Annotated in this window: 19 protein-coding genes and 1 pseudogene; 7 read left to right on the top strand and 13 right to left on the bottom strand. The window is 63.9% G+C overall.

Features of this window, described 5'->3' with window-relative positions:
• Nucleotides 1-24 precede the first annotated feature (24 nt).
• Nucleotides 25-786 carry a LutC/YkgG family protein gene (locus ACFPTO_RS08715; protein ID WP_377710859.1) on the bottom strand — a complete coding sequence of 254 codons (762 nt, stop codon included), beginning with the start codon at nucleotides 784-786 and terminating at the stop codon, nucleotides 25-27.
• Entirely contained in the window at nucleotides 783-1571 is a 789-nt protein-coding gene (locus tag ACFPTO_RS08710; RefSeq protein WP_377710858.1) for a (Fe-S)-binding protein, read from the bottom strand. The genes ACFPTO_RS08715 and ACFPTO_RS08710 overlap by 4 nt, the downstream gene beginning before the upstream one ends.
• 203 nt (nucleotides 1572-1774) lie before the next feature.
• Between ACFPTO_RS08710 and ACFPTO_RS08705 the strand changes: the two are divergent.
• The 3 genes and pseudogenes from ACFPTO_RS08705 to ppk2 form a co-directional block, all read left to right on the top strand.
• A pseudogene (locus tag ACFPTO_RS08705) lies at nucleotides 1775-2437 on the top strand (FadR/GntR family transcriptional regulator); the annotation flags it as partial.
• Between the two features lie 253 nt (nucleotides 2438-2690).
• The gene (locus ACFPTO_RS08700) at nucleotides 2691-3068 is read left to right on the top strand and encodes a VOC family protein (RefSeq protein WP_377710856.1); all 378 of its coding nucleotides are present in this window, start codon (nucleotides 2691-2693) and stop codon (nucleotides 3066-3068) included.
• A gap of 184 nt (nucleotides 3069-3252) precedes the next feature.
• Nucleotides 3253-4176 (top strand): polyphosphate kinase 2, encoded by a 924-nt coding sequence (gene ppk2 / locus ACFPTO_RS08695; protein WP_377710855.1) that lies wholly within the window; start codon nucleotides 3253-3255, stop codon nucleotides 4174-4176.
• A 215-nt stretch (nucleotides 4177-4391) separates the two neighbouring features.
• Here the strand turns inward: ppk2 and ACFPTO_RS08690 are convergent, their stop codons facing one another.
• Entirely contained in the window at nucleotides 4392-4796 is a 405-nt protein-coding gene (locus ACFPTO_RS08690) for a helix-turn-helix domain-containing protein (protein WP_293033871.1), read from the bottom strand.
• Nucleotides 4797-5510: 714 nt separating this feature from the next.
• Between ACFPTO_RS08690 and ACFPTO_RS08685 the strand changes: the two genes are divergently transcribed.
• Both ACFPTO_RS08685 and ACFPTO_RS08680 read left to right on the top strand, forming a co-directional pair.
• Complete coding sequence (locus tag ACFPTO_RS08685; RefSeq protein ID WP_377710854.1) at nucleotides 5511-5948, top strand: hypothetical protein; 438 nt, start codon at nucleotides 5511-5513, stop codon at nucleotides 5946-5948.
• Between the two features lie 258 nt (nucleotides 5949-6206).
• The gene (locus ACFPTO_RS08680) at nucleotides 6207-7247 is read left to right on the top strand and encodes a zinc-dependent alcohol dehydrogenase family protein (RefSeq protein ID WP_377710853.1); all 1041 of its coding nucleotides are present in this window, start codon (nucleotides 6207-6209) and stop codon (nucleotides 7245-7247) included.
• A 125-nt stretch (nucleotides 7248-7372) separates the two neighbouring features.
• Here the strand turns inward: ACFPTO_RS08680 and ACFPTO_RS08675 are convergent, their stop codons facing one another.
• The 3 genes from ACFPTO_RS08675 to ACFPTO_RS08665 all read right to left on the bottom strand — a co-directional run bounded on the left by ACFPTO_RS08675 (nucleotide 7373) and on the right by ACFPTO_RS08665 (nucleotide 10887).
• Nucleotides 7373-7966, bottom strand: coding sequence for an IMPACT family protein (locus ACFPTO_RS08675; protein WP_377710851.1), 594 nt, complete (start codon nucleotides 7964-7966; stop codon nucleotides 7373-7375).
• A 613-nt stretch (nucleotides 7967-8579) separates the two neighbouring features.
• Nucleotides 8580-8894 (bottom strand): hypothetical protein, encoded by a 315-nt coding sequence (locus ACFPTO_RS08670; protein ID WP_377710850.1) that lies wholly within the window; start codon nucleotides 8892-8894, stop codon nucleotides 8580-8582.
• A 325-nt stretch (nucleotides 8895-9219) separates the two neighbouring features.
• The gene (locus ACFPTO_RS08665) at nucleotides 9220-10887 is read right to left on the bottom strand and encodes an acyl-CoA synthetase (RefSeq protein ID WP_377710848.1); all 1668 of its coding nucleotides are present in this window, start codon (nucleotides 10885-10887) and stop codon (nucleotides 9220-9222) included.
• A 130-nt stretch (nucleotides 10888-11017) separates the two neighbouring features.
• Between ACFPTO_RS08665 and ACFPTO_RS08660 the strand changes: the two genes are divergently transcribed.
• On the top strand, nucleotides 11018-11824 hold the full coding sequence (locus ACFPTO_RS08660; RefSeq protein WP_417629190.1) for a Crp/Fnr family transcriptional regulator: 807 nt from the start codon (nucleotides 11018-11020) through the stop codon (nucleotides 11822-11824).
• Between the two features lie 207 nt (nucleotides 11825-12031).
• Here the strand turns inward: ACFPTO_RS08660 and ACFPTO_RS08655 are convergent, their stop codons facing one another.
• The 7 genes from ACFPTO_RS08655 to ACFPTO_RS08625 form a co-directional block, all read right to left on the bottom strand.
• Nucleotides 12032-12178: a hypothetical protein gene (locus ACFPTO_RS08655; protein ID WP_296650712.1), complete on the bottom strand. Its 147-nt coding sequence runs from the start codon at nucleotides 12176-12178 to the stop codon at nucleotides 12032-12034.
• Between the two features lie 312 nt (nucleotides 12179-12490).
• Nucleotides 12491-14038 carry a methyl-accepting chemotaxis protein gene (locus tag ACFPTO_RS08650; RefSeq protein WP_377710846.1) on the bottom strand — a complete coding sequence of 516 codons (1548 nt, stop codon included), beginning with the start codon at nucleotides 14036-14038 and terminating at the stop codon, nucleotides 12491-12493.
• 120 nt (nucleotides 14039-14158) lie between these two features.
• The gene (locus tag ACFPTO_RS08645) at nucleotides 14159-14293 is read right to left on the bottom strand and encodes a hypothetical protein (protein ID WP_377710844.1); all 135 of its coding nucleotides are present in this window, start codon (nucleotides 14291-14293) and stop codon (nucleotides 14159-14161) included.
• A gap of 294 nt (nucleotides 14294-14587) precedes the next feature.
• Nucleotides 14588-14737 carry a hypothetical protein gene (locus tag ACFPTO_RS08640; protein WP_377710843.1) on the bottom strand — a complete coding sequence of 50 codons (150 nt, stop codon included), beginning with the start codon at nucleotides 14735-14737 and terminating at the stop codon, nucleotides 14588-14590.
• A 390-nt stretch (nucleotides 14738-15127) separates the two neighbouring features.
• Nucleotides 15128-15715 (bottom strand): nucleotidyltransferase family protein, encoded by a 588-nt coding sequence (locus tag ACFPTO_RS08635; RefSeq protein ID WP_377710841.1) that lies wholly within the window; start codon nucleotides 15713-15715, stop codon nucleotides 15128-15130.
• Nucleotides 15716-15803: 88 nt separating this feature from the next.
• On the bottom strand, nucleotides 15804-15959 hold the full coding sequence (locus tag ACFPTO_RS08630) for a hypothetical protein (protein WP_377710839.1): 156 nt from the start codon (nucleotides 15957-15959) through the stop codon (nucleotides 15804-15806).
• A 39-nt stretch (nucleotides 15960-15998) separates the two neighbouring features.
• A complete protein-coding gene (locus tag ACFPTO_RS08625) occupies nucleotides 15999-17291 on the bottom strand; it encodes an aspartate carbamoyltransferase (RefSeq protein WP_377710837.1) in 1293 nt (430 codons plus the stop codon).
• 366 nt (nucleotides 17292-17657) lie between these two features.
• Between ACFPTO_RS08625 and ACFPTO_RS08620 the strand changes: the two genes are divergently transcribed.
• The gene (locus tag ACFPTO_RS08620; protein ID WP_377710836.1) at nucleotides 17658-18623 is read left to right on the top strand and encodes a M23 family metallopeptidase; all 966 of its coding nucleotides are present in this window, start codon (nucleotides 17658-17660) and stop codon (nucleotides 18621-18623) included.
• Nucleotides 18624-18642: the final 19 nt, after the last annotated feature.

Genomic DNA, 18642 nt, shown 5'->3' with positions numbered 1-18642 from the left:
CGCCTTGTGCGTGCGTTTGCGTGCTCACCGGGCGGCTCCGTTATCGTGCTTGTTTTGCGGCTTGTCTTGCGGCTTGACAGCGTCGTCGTCGGTCACGACGACGACCCACAGCGCGCGCGGCCCGTGGGCGCCGTAAGCGGTGGTCTGCTGAATATCGGAAGTCTTCGACGGCCCCGAGATCATCACGAGGTTGGTCGGCATGCCGTCGCGCCAGCGCTCGGCGGCCACCGCCGAGTGCAGGTCCGCGTGCAGCGTATTCGCGTGGATCAGCGCGATGTGCAGCGGCGGCACGAGCGAGACGGTGCGCGGCGCATTCGCGTCGGGGACGACGATCAGCGTGCCGGTCGCCGCGAGCCCGGAGCGCGCGACGGTGAAGCCCGCGTCGATCGTCTCGAAGAGTTCGGTTTTCCACGCTTCGATGGGCTGCGCGTACGTCAGCGCTTCGACCGCCTCGGGCAGCGCGCCGGCGAGCGCGGCGCCTTCGGCGCAGGACGTGTCGAGCACGATGCGGCGCACGCCCGCTTCGGCGAGACGGCGCGCCATTTCAGCGGGCCAGGCGTCGGCGCTGAGGCAGAACACGTCGGTGTGCACCGCTTCGAGCATGCTCTTGAATTGCTGCACGTTTTGCGCGAGCGACGCGTGCGCGCGGCGCTGCGTGAAATGTGCGTCGATGTGTTCGTCGAGCGCATTGGCCGCATCGGTCGCGCCGACGTTCGCAGCGGCGGGCGCGCAGGTGCGCAGCCGCTCGAGGATGCGCGCGCGGGCGCCCTGGGAATGCTCGCTCATGCCTTGTCTCCACCCGTGCGGCGCCACAGGAACGACGCCATATGCTCGACGGCGAGCTGCGCGCCCTGGTGCTCGGCGGCGTGGCCGATGTTCAGCATGCAGCCGCAGTCGGCGGTCACGAGCCGGTCGCAGCCGGTCGCGACCGCGGAGGCGAGCTTGTCGGCGACCATCGCGCCGGAAATATCGGGGTGCTTGAGCGAGAAAGTGCCGCCGAAGCCGCAGCATTCGGACTCGCGTTCGTGCTCGACGCGCGTGACGCCGGGCAATGCGTCGACGGCTTCGACGCCGTGTTCGCGCGTGCCCATCTCGCGCCGCGCGCCGCACGAGGTGTGCAGGACGATGCTCTCCCCGGTGCTTGCCGTGGCGGCGCCCAGTGCGCCGAGATCGATCTTCAGCACGCGCACGAGAAACTCGGTGAGTTCGTAGATGCGTTCGGACAGTTCGGTGGCCTTCGCGGCGGCTTCGGGGTCTTCTTCGAACAGCGCCGGCCAGTGGTGGCGCATCATGCCCGCGCACGAACCGGAAGGCACGATGACGGGCCAGGGCTGGTCGAACAGGCCGAACTGCGCGCGTGCCACCTCTTGCGCCTGGCGCGGGTTGCCGCTCGACCAGGCGGGCTGGCCGCAGCAACTCTGGCTGCGCGGGAAGTGGACAGTAATGCCTTCGCGTTCGAGCAGCTTGACTGCGTCGAGGCCCGCCTGCGGAACGAACAGATCAACGAGGCAGGTTGCGAACAGATATACGTCGGTGGGGCGCTTGCCCGTGGGGTAATGCCGAGGCTTCATGTCTCCGATTCCATCCGTTATTGGCGTCGCGAGCGAGGGCGAAGCCGTCTTTGGGCGCATAATTCCCGATTTGAGCGTTTGGCACAAATTGGTTGGACCAGCTGATGCACGATGTTGGCGAAGGCGGATGGCGAAGGCACGACGAGACCGGGGACGAGGCAATGGGGGACAGAGGTATGGCGCGCGGGCGCGTCGAGGCCGTGATGCGGCAGATGGAGACGGCGCTGCTCGACGGTAGCTGGCGCGCGGGCACGAAGCTGCCTGCCGAGCGGGTGCTGGCCGAGCGCTACGACGTCGCGCGCAACACGGTGCGCGAGGCGATCCAGCGGCTCGCGGCGCGCGGCCTCGTGCAGAGCCGGCCCGGCGCGGGTGTGTTCGTGACCGACCAGTTGCGCACGGGCTTTGCGTCGCCGTGGGGGCAACTGGTGGCCGACCATCCGGCGCTGCGCGACGACATCCTCGAATTTCGCCGCGTGCTGGAAGGCGCGACGGCCTATTTCGCGGCGCAGCGCGCGAGCGACGAAGATCTCGCGCGGATCCGCTCGCTGATGGACGCCCTTGAGCACGCGCACCTGGTGGGCGACAAGATCGGAGAAGCCGACGCGGACGCGAAACTGCACGAGGTGATCGCGCAGGCCTCGCACAATGCGATGTTCCTGCATCTGCACACGAGCGTGCTGGGCATGCTGCGCGAGCACATCACGATGAACGGGACAGGGTTGCGCGAGCTGGCCGAGGGCGCTGCCGTCCTGCTGCTGGAGCAGCACCGTACGGTGTGCGACGCGATTCTCTCGCGGCGTCCCGAGGAGGCGCGCACGGCGATGCAGACGCATATCGACTTCGTGCGCGCACGCGTTGGAGAGGACCCCGATGCACCCGGAGGTGGTTGGACCACGGTGCCCTGGAGCCCGTCGGTGCCGGCGGCCGGGGCGAAGGTTGAAGGGGCGAAGACGGCCGGGGAGAAGGCGGTCGGGGAGAATACTGCCGGGGCGAACGCTGCCGGGGAGAAGGCTGCAGTGGCAAAGGCGGCGCCAGGGCGGCGAGCCGTCAAAGGCTGCTAAAGTCGGCGCAATGAACCACGAACGCCCCTCGGGGCGGAGCGATCAGGGAGAACCCGGAATGGACGAGGTGGCCGCGCGAATCGAAACGTTGAGCGCCGTGACGCTGACCGTCAGCGAAATCGGGCGCTCGGTGCGCTTTTACGAATCGCTCGGATTCCGGCAGCGGCCTGGACACACCGTGGCGGGTTTCGCGTCGTTCGTGCTGGGTGGCGGCGCGACGAGCTACCTGAACCTGCTGGAAGGCCAGCCCGGCGCCGTACAAGGCTGGGGACGCGTGATCGTCTACGTCTCCGATGTGGATGCGTTCTACCGCCAGGCGCTGGCCGCGGGCGCTATGCCCGAATTCGAGCCGCAGGATGCGCCGTGGGGCGAACGCTACTTCCATCTGCGCGACCCGGACGGGCACGAACTGAGCTTCGCCAGACCGCTGGGATGACGCTGCACAACGCACATGTGCGCGCCGCTTCCATGCGCCTGCCGCGCCTGTCTGTAATACATACGAATGACACCCATTACGCGGATAGTGGCGCGACGCCGTCGCGGCCGCGACCGCCGCGACCGCCGCGACCGCAGTGACGTAAAGAATTGGATTGCCATTCGATCGCAACAGGAGAATCGCCATGAAAGAAAACGATCGTGAACTGGAGGCCGCCGCGCTGCATCGCCGCCGCCGCCTCGACGAGGAACTGATCGACGCCTTCGACGAAGAACTCGAAATGGAAGTCGACGACCGTCTCCAGGAGCGGGGTTTGCATATCACCGACGCCGCGCGCGAACTGCGCCGCGTCTATTTCCACGAGCTGATCCGCCTGCAGGGCGAGCTCGTGAAGCTGCAGGACTGGATCGTCAATACGGGCTACCGGCTCGTCGTGATCTTCGAAGGCCGCGATGCGGCGGGCAAGGGCGGCGTCATCAAGCGCATCACGCAGCGTCTGAATCCGCGCATGTGCCGCGTCGCCGCGCTGCCCGCGCCGAACAACCGCGAGCGCACGCAATGGTATTTCCAGCGCTACGTCCAGCATCTGCCCGCAGGCGGCGAGATGGTGCTGTTCGACCGTAGCTGGTACAACCGCGCGGGCGTGGAGCGCGTGATGAACTTCTGCACCGACGAAGAGTACGAGGAGTTCTTCCGCTCGGTGCCCGAGTTCGAAAAGATGCTCGTGCGAAGCGGTATCCAGATCATCAAGTACTGGTTCTCCATTACCGACGAAGAGCAGGAAATCCGCTTCCAGAGCCGCATCGAAGATCCGCTCAAGCAGTGGAAGCTGAGCCCCATGGATCTCGAAAGCCGCAGCCACTGGGAGCAGTACACGCACGTGAAGGAAGTGATGCTTCAGCGCTCCCACATTCCCGAAGCGCCATGGTGGGTCGTGCAGGGCGTCGACAAGAAGCGCGCGCGCCTGAACTGCATCAGCCATTTGCTGAGCCAGGTGCCGTATCGGGAGATCGAGCATCCGCAAGTGACGCTGCCCGCGCGCGTCCACCATCCCGACTACATCCGGCAGCCTGTCGAGCAGACCATGATCGTGCCGGAAGTCTATTGAACTGAAGTTGCACTCGCTTGAATGTTGCACCTGCGCGCCGCGCCCGGTATTGGGCGCGGCGTTTGTGTTTTTGGCCGAGAAACCGGTTATTCGTGACGCTCAGTAGTGCGAAAACAGCGGCGTCGAACCGGTGCAAACGGACCCGCGGGCCGCGACCTGAAGCGCGGCGGCGGGTGTGTCGCGAACGTCAGGAGTCGAACTTCAGCGCGCCAAATTCAGCGCGCCGATTTCGACAGGCGATGGCCGAGGCCGAGGTTCGAGACGATCTGCCACGTATAGACGCGCGAATAATGCACGCCGAACTGGCGGCTGATCAGCTCGCGCACGCGGCTGTTGGTCCACGTGTCGCTCGGAAAGCCGTGTTCGCGCGCGGAACCGTGCAGTGCGCTCGCAATCCAGAACAGTGCGGCGTGGTCGAGCACCGAGGGGCGCCCGCCCACGCTCATCTGCTTGAGCGCGGCGAGTCCGCCGTCCTCGACGATCACCTTGTACCGGCGCACGGTCTGGGCCGAAAGATGCAGGGAATCTGCGACAGCGTTCACCGTCGCGCCATCGATCAGCATCTGGCCAGCAGCCATTCTTCTCGTGACGCTCGGCAAGTCCTCGGTTCGGGTAAGCATGGGATCACTCGTCGACGAAAGATTCGATCATGCGGCAGTGCAGATACGCCGCTCCTCAAACCCGGGTTCCTGCATGCGGGCCTTGTTGCTTGCCACGGCGTTGCACCGGCAATTCGTGAGACATAAGGTGCCAAGCGATGGCGGACGGCGAAGTGCGCGCCCCTGGCGGGCGCTCGTGGCACGCGATTGCGTGCTTCAGCGAATATTAATAATTGTTTTTGTAGAGAATGTGTATAGCTTGAGAAAAAATAGTCTGCTTGACTTATAGATTATCGTGCACTACCGGAAAAAGTGAAACGGCACGAATTATCAGTAATGGCCCTACAGGTTTCGCTTTCTTTTATTTTCCGGGCCCGCGCGGCGCGCACGGTCGTTCATGCATGACCGCTCGCTTTTTGTCTGATTAATCCGCCTGTCACGATGCATGGCGCGCCGCATTTGCGTTTGAGCAACGTCGGGCATGATGCGGAAAATATGTGACAGATCATTGCGCCTTGTTTACATGAACACTTACAGCGAATGATCCGGCATTTCCAGGCAGAATACTGATTCCGGAGCAGTTTTTATTCAAATGGAATGAAACGGAATATCGGTTTCGCAAACCGCTTGTCGTGAAGCGGACCGGTTCCTTCGATCTTGTCGGGGTGCGCGCGATGAATGCACGGCGATGCAGGCCGTGCGCTTTGCGTGCACCCCGTTTTTTTGGCCGACGGAATGAACACGGAACTCGACTTGAAGGTGGAACGGTTGTTGCGGCGCGCGGCGAGCCGGCGCGGCGTCGTGTCGTACGGCGCCTTTCATGCGCTCTTTGCGCAGGACGTGCCGCTTCGCGAACGCTATGCGTTGCTCGAAGCTGCCGCTACGGCGCTGTGCGAGCCGCGCGTGGCCGATTACGCGTCGCTGCTCGCGACCGACTCGGGTCTGCCAGGCCCGGAGTTTTACGTGCGTTTCAAGCGTTTGCATACCGAACGCTATTACGCAACGCTCGGCGCTGATCGGCATCGCATGCTGCGGCTCGTCGAAAAGCGCGCGCTTGCGCGCGAAGAACGCGAACGCGTCTACGACCATTACCGGCACTCGCTGGCGCCGCGCGCGTGCACCGATGCCGGTGCGAACGCACTTTGCAGCGAGGGGCGCGCGCAACGATTGTGACGTAGACGGCCGTCAATACGATGATCTTGACGACGCCGGTGATTGCACGTTATCTGCGCGCGGATAATGTCGTGCTGAATCAGCGTGCTATTCTCGATCGAGCTTGCATAGGCGTCGTGTAGTCGCCATACGGCATGTCTGCCCTCGGCGGCTCGAATCTCCGTCACGTTTCTCTTCTTTACCTGCACGCTCGGCGCCTCGCACTGTTTAGCCGCATACGCGGCTGCATCCCGTCATGTCGCAACCAGGAGAGTCGTCATGAAAGCATTGGTGTTCAAGGGGCCTCAGCAGAAGTCACTGGAAGACAAACCCGAGCCGAAGATCGATAAACCATCCGATGCGATCGTGCGCATCACGAAAACCACGATCTGCGGCACCGATCTGCACATTCTCAAAGGCGACGTGCCCGAAGTGAAGCCCGGCACGACGCTCGGCCACGAGGGCGTCGGCATTGTCGAAGCCGTGGGCGACGGCGTGTCCAACTTCAAGGTCGGCGATCCCGTGCTGATTTCGTGCATCAGCTCGTGCGGCAAGTGCGAATATTGCCGGCGCCAGATGTACTCGCACTGCACGACGGGCGGCTGGATTCTCGGCCATCTGATCGACGGCACGCAGGCCGAAAAGGTCCGCATTCCGCACGCGGATACGAGCCTTTATCACTTGCCCAAGGGCGTCGATGAAGAAGCGCTCGTCATGCTGAGCGACATCCTGCCGACCGGTTTCGAATGCGGCGTGCTCAACGGCAAGGTGAAGCCGGGGCAGTCGGTGGCGATCGTCGGAGCAGGGCCGATCGGGCTTGCAGCGTTGATGACCGCGCAGTTCTACGCGCCGGGGCGCATCGTCATGATCGACCTCGACGATAACCGGCTCGAAGTCGCGAAGAAGTTCGGCGCGACCGACGTGGTCAACAGCAAGGGCGGCGACGCCGTCGAGCGCGTGATGGCGCTCACGGGCAATCGCGGCGTGGATGTGGCGATCGAAGCAGTCGGCGTGCCGGCAACCTTTACCATCTGCGAATCGATCATCGGCGCGGGCGGCACGATTGCGAACGTGGGCGTGCATGGAACGAAGGTCGATCTGCACCTGGAAAGACTGTGGGCGCATAACATCACGCTCACCACGGGTCTCGTCGATACCTACACGACACCCATGCTGCTTTCGACTGTCGTCTCGAAGCGGCTCGAACCGGGCAAGCTCGTCACGCACCGCTTCACACTCGACCAGATCATGGATGCCTACGCAACGTTCGGCGAAGCGGCGCGCACGCAGGCGCTGAAGGTCATTATTTCCGCTGTCTGAAGCTGTTCGACCAGGGCTCATCGTGCGGCGCGCGCACATGCGGACGATGTGCGCGCGCTGCCGTGTGCTGTGTGGTATTGCGCCGTCGCGCGCGAAGCAACGCGATGCGAGGCTCGCTGGTTCTTTTAATCGTACTCGGGAAAACCTGCGCGGCCCTGGGTCAGATCGCGCAGGGCGTCGCGCGCGCCTTCGATGGCGGTGGCCGGCATCTGGATCGTGAGCCGCACGGTCATGGTGTAGCGGCTATCGGTAAGCGTCGTTTGAGTTTGTTCGATCCAGTGCCGCACGCGCGCCTCGTCGGGATAGCCGACCTCGATGGTCAGTTGTGCCTGCGCAATGCGTTCGACGCGCGGTGCGCCTTGCAGCGCGCTGGCAATCGCATCGGTGTAAGCGCGCACGAGCCCGCCCGCGCCGAGCTTCACGCCGCCGTAGTAACGCACCACGGCGGCCAGCACGCCGTCCAGATCGTGATGGCGCAGGACTTCGAGGATCGGCCGTCCGGCGGTGCCGGAGGGTTCGCCGTCGTCGGACATGCCCGACTGGCCGCCCGCGAGCAGCGCCCAGCAGACGTGCGTGGCGCTCGGGTGGTCGTTGCGCAGACGGCTCAGTTCGGCCATGGCCGCATCGCGGTCGGCGACGGGAATCGCGTGGGCGATGAAGCGGCTTTTGCGGATCTCGAGTTCCGCGCTGACGGTTGAGGCTAGCGTAAAGGTGGGCAAAACAGAACGGGCGTTACAGGTGAAAACGCCATGTTAACCGATACGGCTGCGGCCCTTTTATATACCCTGGCCCTATCTTTGCGGATTTTGTTATTCAGCATTGCGGGAAGCGCTAATGATGTATTGCGCACGAGCACCGATAATGCTGGCCTTGACGGATCTAGTCCCGGCTGGGGCGATGCCGGACTCCTCCTCCGGTGATCCGTCAACTTCATTCCTGCGGCTGCCGCGCTCGATGGTGGTGAGACGCGGTGGCGAGCCCCATACAACAGACGAAAAAAACCCCGGACGGCGCGTAAAGCATCGACCGGGGACTAATAAGGCTCGCCTGTTCTCAAGAGGCGTTGCCACGTTACGCGCGCCATAAATAATGCGCAACGTGAAAAGAAAAATTCTCGACGCACGACAAAAAAAGCCCCGGGCGTTACCGGCCGGGGCAATGAGAATACACCGTGCGTTCCGGGGAACGAAACGCACCGATACGGTACCTGCCCACCCGCCGGGAAGCAACGCGGGCACATTACATACCATTACTTTCAGATTGCTTTCTATTTAATGCCTGGCCTCGATGCATGCGGCCGCACCGTACGGCGACCGTTGCGCGCTCACCCGATCAGTAACGCGGCGGGGGCGGCATACGGCGGTCGTCGTGGCGATGCGGAGGACCCGGGTCGCGCGGATGATGGTGCATCCATTCGTCGTGTTCCCAATAGCGGTGTCCGTCCCAATAGCGGTTATCGTGCCAGCCGATCGACATCCGTACGTCCACCGGGATCATGTGCGCTTCGCTGTATTGCGGCTGCGAATCGGCGCGCGAGATAGATGGACCGGACTGGGCCAAGGCGCTCGTGGCGCCTACCAGTGCACCGCCGGCGATCATGGCCGTCACGAGTGCACGTGCAGGGGTCTTCCAGAAATTCATGCTCATGTGGTTCCTCCTCGTCGAGTGCGTCGCTACGGCGCGGCTTCAAAATGTTCAATGCCGTAACGCACATGATTCAGCTTATCGGCCGGAACGCCGGGAATACGTGAGCACTTGTAAGCGCACATTTCAAACCGGCGCACCAATAAAAAGGGCCAACGTTTGGGTTGGCCCTTGGTGCGGAACGGCAAAACGGGGGAATGAAGCAATCCACGCGAGAAAACGATGCGGCTGGGTTGTCAATTCACGTTACATAAGAGCGACGGCGGGAGCGGCGACGGGCGTGGAGGTGAAGCGCAGATGCCCCGCGGCCGCAGGCGTGAATAGGCACTTACGGTTTCTTTTGCTCCGCGGGTGCGCCGCTCAGATCGATGGCGCTTTGCGAGCCAACCTGCGAGCGCAGTTCGTATTTCTGGATCTTGCCTGTCGCCGTGCGCGGCAACTCGCCGAACTTCACGGCACGCGGGACCTTGAAGTGCGCGAGAAAGAGCTTGCAATGCGCAATGATCTCTTCCGCCGTGGCGGTAGTGCCCGGGCGCAGTTCGATGAATGCGCACGGAACTTCACCCCATTTCGGATCGGGCATCGCCACGACAGCCGCCAGCGAGACAGCGGGGTGCCGGTACAGCGTGTCCTCGACTTCGATGCTCGAAATATTTTCGCCGCCCGAGATGATGATGTCCTTGCTGCGGTCCGTGATGCGCACGTAGCCGTCCGGTGTCATCACGCCCAGATCGCCCGTATGGAACCAGCCGCCGCGGAACGCCTCCTCGGTTGCGCGTTCGTTCTTCAGATAACCCTTCATGCAGATGTTGCCGCGGAACATGATCTCGCCGAGCGTTTCGCCGTCGTTCGGCACGGGCTCCATCGTCGCCGGGTTAAGCACGGTCACGCCGGCTTGCAGGTGATAGCGCACGCCCTGTCGTGCGGCCAGCCGCGCCTGTTCGGCGTCGTCGAGCGATTTCCAGCTTTCCTGCACCGCGCACACCGCTGCGGGCCCATAAACTTCGGTCAGTCCGTAGACGTGCGTCAGTTGAATGCCGATTGCCTTCATCTTGGCGATCACGGCGGGCGCGGGCGCTGCGCCCGCAACCATCGTGTTGACCGTGTGCGTAATGCCTTCGCGATATTCGGCGGGCGCGTCGGCGAGCGCGCCTTGCACGATCGGCGCGCCGCAGTAGTGCGTGACATGCTCGCGTCGGATCAGGTCGAATACGAGTTTTGCGTCGAACTTGCGCAGGCAGACGTTCACACCCGCACGCGCCGCGATCGTCCATGCGAAACACCAGCCATTGCAGTGAAAGAGCGGCAGCGTCCACAGATACACCGGATGCTTCGGGATATCCCATTCGAGAATGTTGCTCACCGCGTTCATGTACGCGCCGCGATGGTGATACACCACGCCCTTCGGATCGCCCGTCGTGCCCGACGTGTAGTTGAGCGCGATGGCGTCCCATTCGTTGTTCGGGTTGGCCCACGCGAACTCGGGGTCGCCTTGTTCGAGGAACGCCTCGTAGTCGACGGCGCGCGGGAAATGTTCGGGGTCGGCGGGCACGACGTCGGCCACGGAAATGATCTTCAGCGCCGGAAAGGCAATGGCCGCGCGTTGCGCGAGTGCCGCGTATTCCGTATCGACGATCAGCGCCTTTGCCTCGCCATGCCGCAGCATGAACAGCATCGTGGCGACGTCGAGCCGTGTGTTCAGCGTATTGAGCACCGCACCGAGCATCGGCACGCCGAAGTGCGCCTCGACCATCGCGGGGATATTGGGCAGGAGCACCGCCACCGTGTCGCCGCGGCCGATGCCGGCCTGCGCCAGCGCGCTCGCGAGCCGGCGCGTGCGGGCGTAGGTTTCGCGCCAGTTGCGGCGCACGTCGCCGTGGACCATCGCGAGACGCTCGCCGTAGACTTCCGCCGCGCGGGCAATGAAGTCGATCGGGGTGAGCGGCACGTAATTGGCCTCGCATTGCGCGAGCCCTTCTTCGTACGGATGCAACATTCGGTGTCTCCTGTCGGGCGCGGGGCCCGGGACGATTGCGATTTTATCGGTATGATTCTCGCTACCGTATCAGGGCCGCGGGTGCATGTCTGTCACGCGAGCGACAGACGCGCACCCGCGGTTCCACCGAATGACCCATCTCAAGTCAAGCGCGATGATGCAGTGCAATATGCCCGCGGGCGGCGATGCGCCCGATGGTCCGGCGCAGGCCGCCGATCCGGATTCCAGCAGCCGTGCCGGGGGACGCGTCGATGCGCCCACGCTCGCCGCGCTGTTCGAGCGCTGCTCGTGGTTTCGCACGCTGGAACCCGCGCACCGCGCCTGGGTGCTCGCCGACTCTCACGCGCAGCGTTATCCCGCCGGGGCAACCGTCGCCGCGCGCGAGGCGCCGTCGGCCTACTGGCTCGGCGTCAGTTCGGGACTGGTCAAGCTTGCGATCGTCAATGCGTCCGGACGCGGCTGCACGTTTTCCGGCGTGCCGCATGGCGGCTGGTTCGGCGAGGGCAGTGTGATCAAGCGCGAGCCGCGTAAATACGACGTGATCGCATTACAGCCTTCGCTCGTGATGGCCGTGCCGGCCGATACGTTCCACCGGCTCATGGACAGCAGCCTGCCGTTCAACCGCTTCGTGATCCATCAGCTCAATAACCGCATGGGCGAGTTCATTGCGCTGATCCAGAACAGCCGCCTCCTGGACATTGACGCGCGCGTTGCGCAGTCGCTCGCGCAACTGTTCAATCCCGATCTTTATCCGGAGACCGGGCTCGCGCTCGAAATCTCGCAGGAAGAAATCGGCATGCTGGCGGGGGCTTCCAGGCAGCGGATCAATCAGGCGTTGCAGACACTTGAGCGCTTAGGGCTTGTCACGCTTTCGTATAACCGCATCGATGTGCGCAATCTCGCGGGCCTGCGAGCCTTCGGACGCGATCAGATTTGATGCCGCGTTTGCGTTGATTCATTCGCGGAGATTGCGTCGCGTGATCGCAATGCGCGACGGGAAATGAACGGCGTTAATCGGCACTTCGCGCGAGCGTAGCGATCGAGCCGGGAAAATCGGCGACGACCGTGCATATCGTGCGTGCATGAACCGATGCGCTTGCGGACGCCATCGCTGCGGCCAACGCGAGTAATCGGAGTTTCAGCATTAAATGCGCTTGACGACCAGAATATAGAAGACGGCAAACGCCACAACGATGCCGATGTTCACGATCAGCCGAAGCCAGAACAGATGTCTGAGGAACAGAAAATCCACGCTGACGATAACGGCGATCAGCACCAGACTGTAGAGCACGACAGACGCGTTCCTTATCATGTCGATCACCGCCACAAAAGATTAGGCGCTACTTGCCGTGGAATGGCCGGAGTTGTCTCAAGGCGCCCGTCGCAGATCCGGCAGAGACAAGAGCGAGGATACGCCCATTGCGGGGTTGCCATAGCGTAGCGCGTCGCTGGCGCACCGAGCGTGCGCCGCGATTCGAAGCGGACGGCTCACCTGAACGATGAGCCGCGTGCACTCAATGATCGAGGGCGAGCCGCGAGCCGTTAGAGCGTCATCTCCCGCTCGCGCACGTTACGCGACTGTTGCGTAACTGTTATGAAGCTGTTACGCAACTACAGGCAACCGGAAGCTCGAAATCGCTTCACGCAGCATCGTGACCTGGTCCTTGAGCGAGTGCGCAGCCGCAGCGGCCTCTTCGACGAGCGCGGCGTTCTGCTGCGTGACCTGATCCATCTCGCCCACGGCACGGTTCACCTGCTCGATGCCCGCGCTCTGCTCGCGCGAGGCGTGGCTGATTTCCGAGAGGATATCGTGGACGCGCCGTACCGATTGCACGATCTCGGCCATCGTTGTGCCCGCATCCGTGACGAACTGCGCGCCTTCCGCGACAGTGCCGGTCGACTTCTCGATCAGGAGCTTGATCTCCTTGGCCGCCGTCGCCGAGCGCTGCGCGAGACTGCGCACTTCCGCGGCCACGACTGCGAAGCCGCGGCCCTGTTCGCCAGCGCGCGCGGCCTCGACAGCGGCGTTGAGCGCGAGGATGTTGGTCTGGAACGCGATGCCGTCGATCACGCCGATGATGTCGCCGATCTGGCGCGAGCTGGTCGTGATTTCGCCCATCGTGCGAACCACGTTCTCGACCACTTCGCTGCCGCGCGTCGCAACGCTCGCGGCCTGGCTGGCGAGTTGCGCCGCATGCTCCGCGCTATCCGCGTTCTGCCGCACGTTGCTCGTCATCTGGTCCATGCTCGATGCGGTCTCAACGAGTGCCGCAGCCTGTTGCTCGGTGCGCTGCGAGAGATCGGTGTTGCCCGCTGCGATCTCGTTCGCGCCGACGTTGATGTTCTCCGCGCCGCCGTGTACGCGCGAGACGGTCTGCACGAGTTCCGTCTGCATCTTCGCGAGCGCGTTCATCAGGCTGTTCGAGTTGTGGCCCTGAGGTTCCAGGCGGGCTGTGAGATCACTGTGGGCGATGCGGTTCGCCGCATCGACGGCCACCTCGAGTTCGCCGCCAATGCTCGAACGCACGCTGCGCACGACGAGCACCATCACCGCGGTCGATATCCCGCCCAGCACGAACGTGACCGCGAGCCAGATGCCGAGGCTCGCGAGGAATGCGGCGTGCACATCATCCATGTACATGCCCGTGACGATGCACCAGTCCCACGGCGCAAAGCGGTTGCTGTAGCTCGTCTTCGGCACGGGTTCCGAATGGCCGGGCTTCGCCCACAGATAATCGACGAATCCGCCGCCGGACTGATTGGCTGCCGTCGATAGCGCGACGAACAGGTGTTTGCCGGACGGGTCCGCGAGGTCGGTGAGATTCTTGCCGTCCAGTTCGGGCTTGATCGGATGCATCAGCATCACGGACTGCGAATTGTTGATGCTCAGATAGCCGTCCGCGCCATAGCGGATCGAGCCGATCACCTTGAGCGCCTGTTTTTGCGCATCGGCTTCAGGCATCTGGTTTTGTTGCGAGAGCCCGTAGTAATAGTTGGCGACGCTCATGGCTTCGTCGACGAGCGTTTGTAACTGCGCTTTACGCTCGCGGATCATCGAGTCGCGGGATTGCCATGTTCCAAATGCGACGATCAGGAGCAGCCCGATCCAGAGGATCGCGATCATCGAGCGAAGTTTTCGGTTGAGGGTCATCGTTTGCGTGGTCGTTCCAGGTGCGCTTGCGGCTGCGTGGCTGCGCAGCCGGTATTGCCATACGGCTGTTCGGATTAACGGCGCGTGAGGGGGCGCTTTTAACCTGGTACAAACCCTTAGTCAAACGTTAAAACGCATAAATAACTGATGCTCCCCCCTTGACAGCGCCGGGTTAAACTGCGGCGCCGTGTCGCGCCCCGATTCACTCGCGCCACTGCGGATGGGCATCGCTTCCGCCATGATTTGCGGCTTCATCTTGCCGCTTCGTTCCGATGCTGAATTAAATCTGCAATCCTGTTCAATCGACAAATGACTCAGCTCATTTCACTTGAACGGAGTCATTGCGCGGTATGGCGAGTGTGCCGGGTAAGGTCGAATTTGCGGTCGTGCTACGGGTGTTCCTGCTGCTGTCACGCGCGCGTTAAGCGGAACGATTCCGCAGTTCGACAAAGGGTGACATTCGCGCGCCCGACAACGGGCGTTTCCGGGCGACTTTCGACGCAATCGTGCGTCACGCGTCGGCTGATTGCGCGTGGCGGGCGGCGTGGCTTAAACCGGATCCTTGCTCGGCGGACCATCGGGGCGCTGCGGCTCCTCGCCGTGATGACCCGGAGGCGGCGGCGTGAGCGGGTCGCGCTCGGGATCGCGCGTTGGATCGGCGATCGGTTCGGGCAGCGGATTCGTATGCGAGCAGATCATCGCGGGTACCTTTTGCGCTGTGGCATTGTCCGCACGGGGCGGCGGAGCGGATGTTCAATCTATAGCGTAGGCGAAAGCCGCACGCCGTGCGGAGTTTCGATGGCGCTTTGGGAGCACTGCAGACTGTGCGCCGATGGTATGTTGATTGCGCGTCGATTATCTGCTGTTCGAGCGCAATTCCTGTGTTCCCAGGTGCGCATGGCGGCGATTGTTGCAGTCGCGGCAAAGCTGTTTGTGTGTCACTGGCGTTTCAGAATGCCGGGCTCGACCGTACACTTCAGCCTTTCCCGGAATGGGGATGCCGCAGCGGTGCAGATCCCCGCACGGACAGATGGCGTACCCGCCGATAGCGCGGCGGGCGACCGGCCGTAAGCGGCGCGGCGGCCGTGATTACATGCCGCTCAGGTCGGCCGGCGTGTCGATATCGCGCAGGATGCCGGGGTCGTCGACGTCGATGCGCGTGAGCGCGTGCGCAGCCAGCAGCGCGCGTGCGCCGGTATCGCCGTCGAGCGCGAGTAGCGCGTCGCGATGCTCGAAGCCGAAACCCACGGGGTGCCCACGCTGCCCCTTGTAGAACGGCGCGGCGAGCGACGCGCCTTCGTCGATGGCGCGCGCGACGGCTGCGATGCTCGCTATGGCGATGCGCGGCATGTCGGCCAGCGCGACGATCCAGCTTTCGGCCTCTTGCGCGGCACCAATGCCCGCCGCCAGGCTCGCGCCCATCCCGCTAGCCGCATTCGCGGCAAACACCACATCGCAGCCCGCATCGTTGAGCACGTGCGCGAGCGCTTCCGAGCCCGGGCGCACGACGGCGATCACCTTCGGGACGACGCGGAGCAGCCGGTGCGCGGCAACGTGTGCGACGCACTGGCCCTCGGGAAGCGGGGCGAGGAGTTTGTTGCGCAGACCTTCGGGATCGAAGCGCGATCCGGTGCCGGCGGCGAGCAGCACGCCGGTGGCAAGCGATGCATAGCCCATGGGGCGTACCGCGCGTGAGAGGAGGAAGCGTCGATTTTGCGGCGCAACCGCGCGCGTGGCAAGCCCCGCGCGCGGCCTGCATGGCGGGTCAGGCAGTCGTGTGCCGCGACGGCATCGCCTTGCCGGGTGCGACCGGCAGATCGCGGCCGATGCCGTTCAGGTTCACCTCACCGCCAAACATCTGGATAACTGATTTATTTACTCGGCAAAAGCGGGCTGACAAAACAAAGCCGGGAAGCGCCATGCTTCCCGGCTTTGTTGTGAAGTCAACCAGCTTCGGGCTTCAGTCGATGCCGTGGAATACCGCGTCGTCCGGACCCAGGTAGACGGGCGGGCGCCATGCGGCGTCGCGCATCGAGTGCTGGACAAGCGTATCGACACCCAGCAGCACCGCAAAGATCGCCATGCGCACCGGAATGCCGTTGTCGGTCTGGCGGAAAATCGCGAGGCGCGAGTCGTGGTTTAGGTCCGTCGAGAGATCGTTTGCGCCTGGGCGGCTGTCGCGCGGCAGCGGGTGCATGATTAGCGTGTCCGGGCCGCAGACGCTATCCACGAGCGCCTGGTTGATCTGGAAGTCGGGCGTGTAGCCTTCGAACGACTCGTCCGTGAAGCGCTCTTTCTGGATGCGCGTCGCGTACACGACATCCGCGCCGCGCAGGCCGGCCGTGAGGTCGTTGGTCTGCTCGATGACGTGGCCGTTGCGCGAAATCTTGTCGAGGATGTACGCGGGCATTTCGAGCATCGGCGGCGAGACGAGCGTGAATTTGATGCCGCGATAGAGCGCGAGCAGCTTCACGAGCGAGTGCACCGTGCGGCCGTACTTGAGGTCGCCGACGAGCGCGATGTGTGCGCCGTCAACGATCTTGCCGAGGCGCGAGAATTCACGCTGGATCGTGTAGAGGTCGAGGAGCGCCTGGCTCGGATGCTCGCCGGGACCGTCGCCGCCGTTGATCACGGGAATGTTCACGGCACGCGCGAACTCGGCCACGGAGCCTTGCTCCGGATGGCGGATCACCATCGCGTCGACGTAGCCCGCCATCACGCGGCTCGTGTCGTAGATCGATTCGCCCTTCGCCATCGACGAGAACGTGAAGCCGGTCGTATCGCACACCGAACCGCCGAGGCGGCAGAATGCGGCGCCGAAGCTCACGCGCGTACGCGTGCTGGCTTCGAAAAAGAGGTTGCCGAGCACCGCGCCTTCCAGCACGCGCGAGATTTTCCGGCGGCGTGCGATGGGCTGCATGATGTCCGCGACGCGAAAGAGCGCTTCGACGGAATCGCGTGAGAACTGGTCGACGGACAGCAGTTGCGGCTTGCCTTCGACATGGAACTGGCTTACGAGCGACTGGGTGTCTACGCTTTGCGTATAGCCTTCGCGCGGCTCGGGATTACCGACGATCTCCGAGACAAAGCGCTCGACGATCTCGGGCATCGCGCGCGACTCCTGCGACTCTTCCGGCAGAAGCCATGTGTCGAGCGCCCTGCGCGACACGCCGATGCGGCTCGCGAACGCATCGCGGGTCATGTTCAGACGCCGCATGGCGTCGCGGAGGAAGGCTTGTTGCGGAACGCTCATGCAGGCACCTGTGAGTAGGGGGTTTATGTACGCGGTGCGTATATTAGTCTGGCGACAGTAGAAGTCAAGCGATTTCGCCCGGCGTGGCGAAATCGATCCAGACGGTGGATTGCCGCACGACGGGGAGGTCGCCGCGGTTATTGGGATGGACGTTTGGAAACGGCACCCATAATGCGCATTTCATGCTTCCTCCGGCTAGTCGTTGCCCGCCGCCATCAAGTTGATCTCAGACCTTCATTCCCCGCTTTGCTTCCCGCCAAGCTCCCCGCTTTGCTCCACGTCTGGCTTCCAGTTTCGCTCTCCATTGCGCCTGGCTCGCCCGTTTTGCCTGCTTACGTGCGCTGCACTGCGCCGCCGGAGCCGGCCATGAAAACGCGCTGGACGGATTCCGCTGCCGATCTGGCGAGCAGCGGTACGCGACTCATCCCGCATCGGGTTGCTCGCCGCGCAGTCATCGCGTGGTCGCTTGCGGCGGGAGGCGTCGCGCTGGCGGGCGGCATTGCGATCGGGCATTACTTCGGCGGCGCGGCGTCGGCGGCGGCAGACGACATCAGCAGCACCGCGCCGCTTGAACACCACCACCAGCACGTCGTGCGCGAACTGGGGCAAATGCATGCATCGCTTGCGTTGCTCGATCCGCGCATCGAACGGCTCGCGGCCCAGATTGCGGAACTGCGCCAGTTCGACCAGCGGCTGCGTGCGCAGCCCGCGCGCCGCAAAGCGCCGGTGATGGTGTCCGCGCGCCGGGCCCGCGGCGGCGAGGGTGACGAGGGCGGCCCGGGGCTCCCGCCACGGCCTTGCATCAAGGCGCCTGCGACGCAGCCGGGTGAGCGCGGGACGCAGAGCGAGATCGACTGCATGATTCAGACGCTTTCGGCGCTCGAACATACCGTTGCGCAGTACGAGGCGGCGCGCAGCGCGTTCCCGAGCCGCGCGCCGGTCGAGAGCGGGCGCCTCGGCTCGAGCTTCGGCAACCGGATCGACCCATTCACGCGGCGATTCAGCTTTCATTCCGGCGTCGACCTGGTCGCGCCCCCCGGCACGCGGATTCTTGCCGCCGCCGGTGGCCGCGTCGTCCACGCAGGGCGCAAGCCGGGCTACGGCAACACGGTCGAAATCGATCACGGCAACGGATTCGTGACGCGCTATGGACATGCGTCGAAGATCGCGGTCCGGGCCGGGCAACTCGTGATGCCGCTCGATCACATCGCGAATGTGGGCTCGACCGGGCGTTCGACCGGGCCGCATCTTCACTACGAGGTGCTCGTGGGCGGCGAGCCGGTCAACCCGGCCGACTATTTCGCACGGCTCGACGCGGACTGGCGTGGCTAATGGACGTAAATGAGCGACG

The sequence above is a fragment of the Paraburkholderia denitrificans genome, from assembly GCF_042655705.1.
GTDB classification, from domain to species: domain Bacteria; phylum Pseudomonadota; class Gammaproteobacteria; order Burkholderiales; family Burkholderiaceae; genus Paraburkholderia; species Paraburkholderia denitrificans.
Note: the sequence above shows the minus strand (reverse complement) of the source record. Positions and strands in the feature narration are given on the sequence as shown.